We start from the raw sequence: 4,053 nt of genomic DNA, 5'->3' as shown, positions 1-4,053 counted from the left end.
GAACTCGCGCCCGATCGTCGTCGGCACCGCGTCCTGCAGGTGCGTGCGTCCGCTTTTGATCGTTTCCGCCTCGCGCACGGCAATGCGCTCGTACTCGGCCGCCATGCGCTCGAGCGCCGCAACGAGCCGTGGCAGTTTCGCGAGCACGGCGAGGCGGATCGCGGTCGGGATCGTGTCGTTCGTGCTCTGTCCCATGTTGACGTGATCGTTCGGGTGCACCGGCCGGTACTCGCCGCGGCGCCCGCCGAGGCGCTCGTTCGCGAGATTCGCGATGACCTCGTTGGTGTTCATGTTGTGGCTGGTGCCGGCGCCGGCCTGGAACCGATCGACCACGAATTGATCGTGGTAGCGCCCGGCGATGATCTCGTCGGCGACGGCGATGATAGCGTCGGCAAGGCGCGGCTCGAGCCAGCCGGCATCGCGATTGGCAACGGCGGCGGCGCGCTTCACGCGAACGTGCGCTACGATGAAGTCCGGGTCGGGGCGGCGGCCGGAGATCGGAAAATTCTCGACGGCGCGGGCGGTCTGGATTCCGTACCAGGCGTCGGCGGGGACGCGGAACTCGCCGAGTGTGTCCTTCTCGATCCGGAATTTCTGGTCCATGATCGGCTCCAACGGTTCGTCGGCCCATTATAGGGAGGGCCCTCACGTGCCGCATCGCGCGGCGCGAAGGCCACGACGCAGCCGAATCGCGAGGCAAACGCAATGAACGCAGACGCGAAATCCTGCCGCCGTTTCGTCGTGTCCGGTCGGGTTCAGGGCGTCGGCTTTCGCTACGCCGCCTGCGACGAAGCCGAGCGGCTCGGTCTCACCGGCTGGGTGCGCAACCTGCCGAACGGGGACGTCGAAGCGCTCGCGTGCGGCGACTCCGAGGCGCTGCAGGCGTTCGAGCGCTGGTTATGGAAGGGGCCGCGCGCGGCGCGGGTGCGGGACGTGCAGGCGAGCGATGCTCCGGCGCAACGGTTCGCGTCGTTCGAGATTCGCGGGTGAGGTGCCGGCGTAGCCGGCCGGCGGCTACTGCGGAAACCAGCGCGTCTTCCACGCGCGCTCGACCCGTGCCGGATACCAGCGCTGCCCGCGGCTGCCGTTGTACCGCGCGAGCGCATGGAACAAGTTTCCCTTCTCGAGGTCGAGATAATATCGGAGGATGGTGCAGCCGTACCGCAGGTTGGTCTGCACGCGGAACAGGCTGTCGCCCGGCCGCCCGATCTCCTTGAGCCAGAACGGCATCACCTGCATCAGGCCGCGGGCGCCGGCCGAGGAAATCGCAAACGGATTGAAGTTACTCTCGACCTCGATCACGGCGAGCACGAGCTCCGGCGGGAGCCCCGCGCGCCGCGCCTCGTAGTGCACGTGCTTCAGCAGCTCCAGTCGAAACGCCGGGTCCGGCACTTTGGGCTCGAGTCGCCGGGACATGTCGAGCAGCCAGACCTCGGCCTCGAACCGGTCGTCGAACGAACGCGCATCGGCGACGGCGCGCCGCAGCGCTTCGCGCAGGCCGGGATCAACGGCCTCCGGCGGGTCGGCCGCGGCCGGGGAGAGCCAGAGGGCGGCGAGCAGGGAAATGCCAACCAGGAGCGAGCGCATGAATGAACAGGTGAAGCAATCGATCCAAGCATAGCAGGCGGAGACGGGCACGCCGCCGTTTTGATCCGCTCGATGCCGCCCGCATAATGCATACCGTATGGTTACCGTCACCCGTCCCGCATCTGCCGCGGCGGCCGCCGCCGCGGACGACGTCGAAGGCTGGCTCCGCTCGCTCGCCGAAGCGCGCGGCGGGATCGACGTAGACTTCATCCGACGCGCCTGCCGGTTCGCCGAGCGCGCGCACGCGGGCCAGAGCCGGGCTTCGGGCGAGCCCTACGTGGAGCATGCGTTCGCGGTAGCCCGCATCCTCGGCGACCTCACGCCGGATCACGAAGCGATCGCCGCCGCCATCCTGCACGACACGGTGGAGGACACGCCGGCGACCCTCGACGACATCCGCCGCGAGTTCGGCGAGCGCGTTGCCCGACTCGTCGACGGTGTGACGAAGATGGAGGTGATCCAGGAGTATAAGGGTGTCGCCGTGCAGGGGCGGCGCGAGCAAGCCCAGGCCGAAAGTCTGCGCAAGATGCTGCTCGCGATGGCCGAAGACGTCGATGTGGTGCTGATCAAGCTCGCCGACCGGTTGCACAACATGCGCACGCTCGCGCCGCTGCCCGAGGAGAAGCAGAAGCGCATCGCGCGCGAGACCATGGACATCTTCGCGCCGCTCGCGAACCGGCTCGGCATCTGGCAGCTCAAGTGGGAGCTCGAGGACCTCGCGTTCCGCTACCTGGAGCCCGTCGCGTACCGGCAGATCGCAACGCTGCTCGCGGAGAAGCGCGTCGACCGCGAACGCTACATCGAAGAGTTCTGCCGGCGGCTCAAAGCCGAGCTGCAGCAGGCGGGGATCAAGGCCGAGGTCACCGGGCGGCCGAAGCACATCTACGGGATCTGGCGCAAGATGCGCCGCAAAGGCAAGGACTTCGGGCAGATCACGGACGTGCGCGGCGTGCGCATCCTGGTCGAGACCGTGCGCGACTGCTACGCGGCGCTCGGCGTGGTGCACGGCCTGTGGCAGTACGTGCCGGGCGAATTCGACGACTACATCGCGACGCCGAAGGAGAACTACTACCGCTCCATTCATACGGCGGTGCTCGGGCCGGAGGGCAAGATTGTCGAGGTGCAGATCCGCACCTACGAGATGCACCAGCAGTCCGAGCTCGGCGTGGCGGCGCACTGGCGCTACAAGGAGGGCATCGCCGCCGACATCGACTTCGACCGCAAGATCGCGTGGCTCCGGAGTCTGCTCGAATGGAAGGACGAGGTCGCGGAAGCGAGCGATTTCGTCGATCAGTTCAAGTCGGAAGTGTTCAGCGAGCGCGTGTACGTGTTCACGCCGAAGGGCAAGATCATCGACCTGCCGGCGGGCAGCACGCCGCTCGACTTCGCGTATCACGTGCACACGGACATCGGCCACCGCTGCCGTGGCGCGAAGGTCGACGGCCGCATCGTGCCGCTCACCTACAAGCTGAAGACCGGCGAGCAGGTGGAGGTGCTGACGGTCAAGGAGGGCGGCCCGTCGCGCGACTGGCTCAATCCGCATCTCGGCTACCTGCACAGCTCGCGCGCGCGCTCCAAGGTCCAGCACTGGTTCCGCCAGCAGAACTACGAGCTGAGCGTCGCCGACGGCCGCACCGTGCTCGAGCGCGAGCTTCACCGCCTCGGGCTCGTCGACGTCAATTACGAGCGGCTCACGCAGAAGTTCGGCTTCGCCAAAGTGGACGAGTTCCTCGCCGCCGTGGGCCGCGGCGACGTGAAGTCATCGCAGATCGTGAACGCGGTGCAGGAGCTGGTGGAGCTGCCGCGCGAGGCGCGACCGCTTCCCAGCGTGCCCACCACCGCGCCCGCGCGCAGCACCGCGCCGGGCGTCACGATCCTCGGCGTCGGCAATCTCCTCACCCGTATCGGCCGCTGCTGCAACCCGGTGCCGGGCGATCCGATCGTCGGGTTCATCACGCGCGGGCAGGGTATCACCGTCCATCGCCGCGACTGCCCGAACGCGCTGCGACACCACGGCGAGAACGAGGAGCGGCTGATCGAGGTGAGTTGGGGCGCGGCGGCGGGCGGGACCTATCCGGTGGAGATCGAGGTCATTGCGTACGAACGCCCGGGCCTGCTGCGCGACATTACCGCGCTGCTCGCGAACGAGCGCATCAACGTGGTCGCGCTCAACACGGTGGTCGACAAGGGCCAGCACATCGCGCGCATGACGTTCACGGTCGAGATCCCGGACCTGCACGTGCTCGCACGCCTGCTCGCGCTCATCGACCGCGTCCCGAACGTCGCCGAAGTTCGGCGCAAGGTGCAGTAGACGGGACGGCCGCGGCGGCGCCGGACGGCGGCCGGAATGCGCTTTCGCGGCGCCGCTAGTTGACGGCGAGGAGCTTGCGCACTTCGGCGGCCGCGTCGACGAGTGGCAGGTCGCGCGTATGCCCGTCGCGCCGCCGCTTGTACTCGATCGTGCCC

At 68.2% G+C, this 4,053-nt stretch carries 4 protein-coding genes; 2 read left to right on the top strand and 2 right to left on the bottom strand.

The genetic code is table 11. The features are described from left to right. On the bottom strand, positions 1-603 hold a 603-nt coding region (locus VF329_15790; protein ID HEX7082471.1), incomplete at its 3' end, for a lyase family protein. Positions 604-705: 102 nt separating this feature from the next. Here VF329_15790 and VF329_15785 point away from each other — a divergent pair. Then, the gene (locus tag VF329_15785; GenBank protein HEX7082470.1) at positions 706-990 is read left to right on the top strand and encodes an acylphosphatase; all 285 of its coding nucleotides are present in this window, start codon (positions 706-708) and stop codon (positions 988-990) included. A gap of 24 nt (positions 991-1,014) precedes the next feature. On the opposite strand, the gene VF329_15780 is transcribed toward VF329_15785, so the two are convergent. After that, positions 1,015-1,587, bottom strand: coding sequence for a lytic transglycosylase domain-containing protein (locus VF329_15780; protein ID HEX7082469.1), 573 nt, complete (start codon positions 1,585-1,587; stop codon positions 1,015-1,017). A 97-nt stretch (positions 1,588-1,684) separates the two neighbouring features. Here VF329_15780 and relA point away from each other — a divergent pair, with 97 nt between their 5' ends. Further along, positions 1,685-3,898: a GTP diphosphokinase gene (gene relA, locus VF329_15775; protein ID HEX7082468.1), complete on the top strand. Its 2,214-nt coding sequence runs from the start codon at positions 1,685-1,687 to the stop codon at positions 3,896-3,898. Positions 3,899-4,053: the final 155 nt, after the last annotated feature.

This window comes from Gammaproteobacteria bacterium (genome assembly GCA_036381015.1).
Lineage (GTDB): Bacteria > Pseudomonadota > Gammaproteobacteria > Steroidobacterales > Rariloculaceae > ZC4RG20.
This window is presented reverse-complemented; position numbering and strand designations above follow the sequence as displayed.

Coding starts and splice junctions, on each gene's coding strand:
- VF329_15785 (HEX7082470.1), top strand. CDS start 706: ATGAACGCAGACGCGAAATCCTGCCGCCGTTTCGTCGTGTCCGGTCGG.
- VF329_15780 (HEX7082469.1), bottom strand. CDS start 1,587: ATGCGCTCGCTCCTGGTTGGCATTTCCCTGCTCGCCGCCCTCTGGCTC.
- relA (HEX7082468.1), top strand. CDS start 1,685: ATGGTTACCGTCACCCGTCCCGCATCTGCCGCGGCGGCCGCCGCCGCG.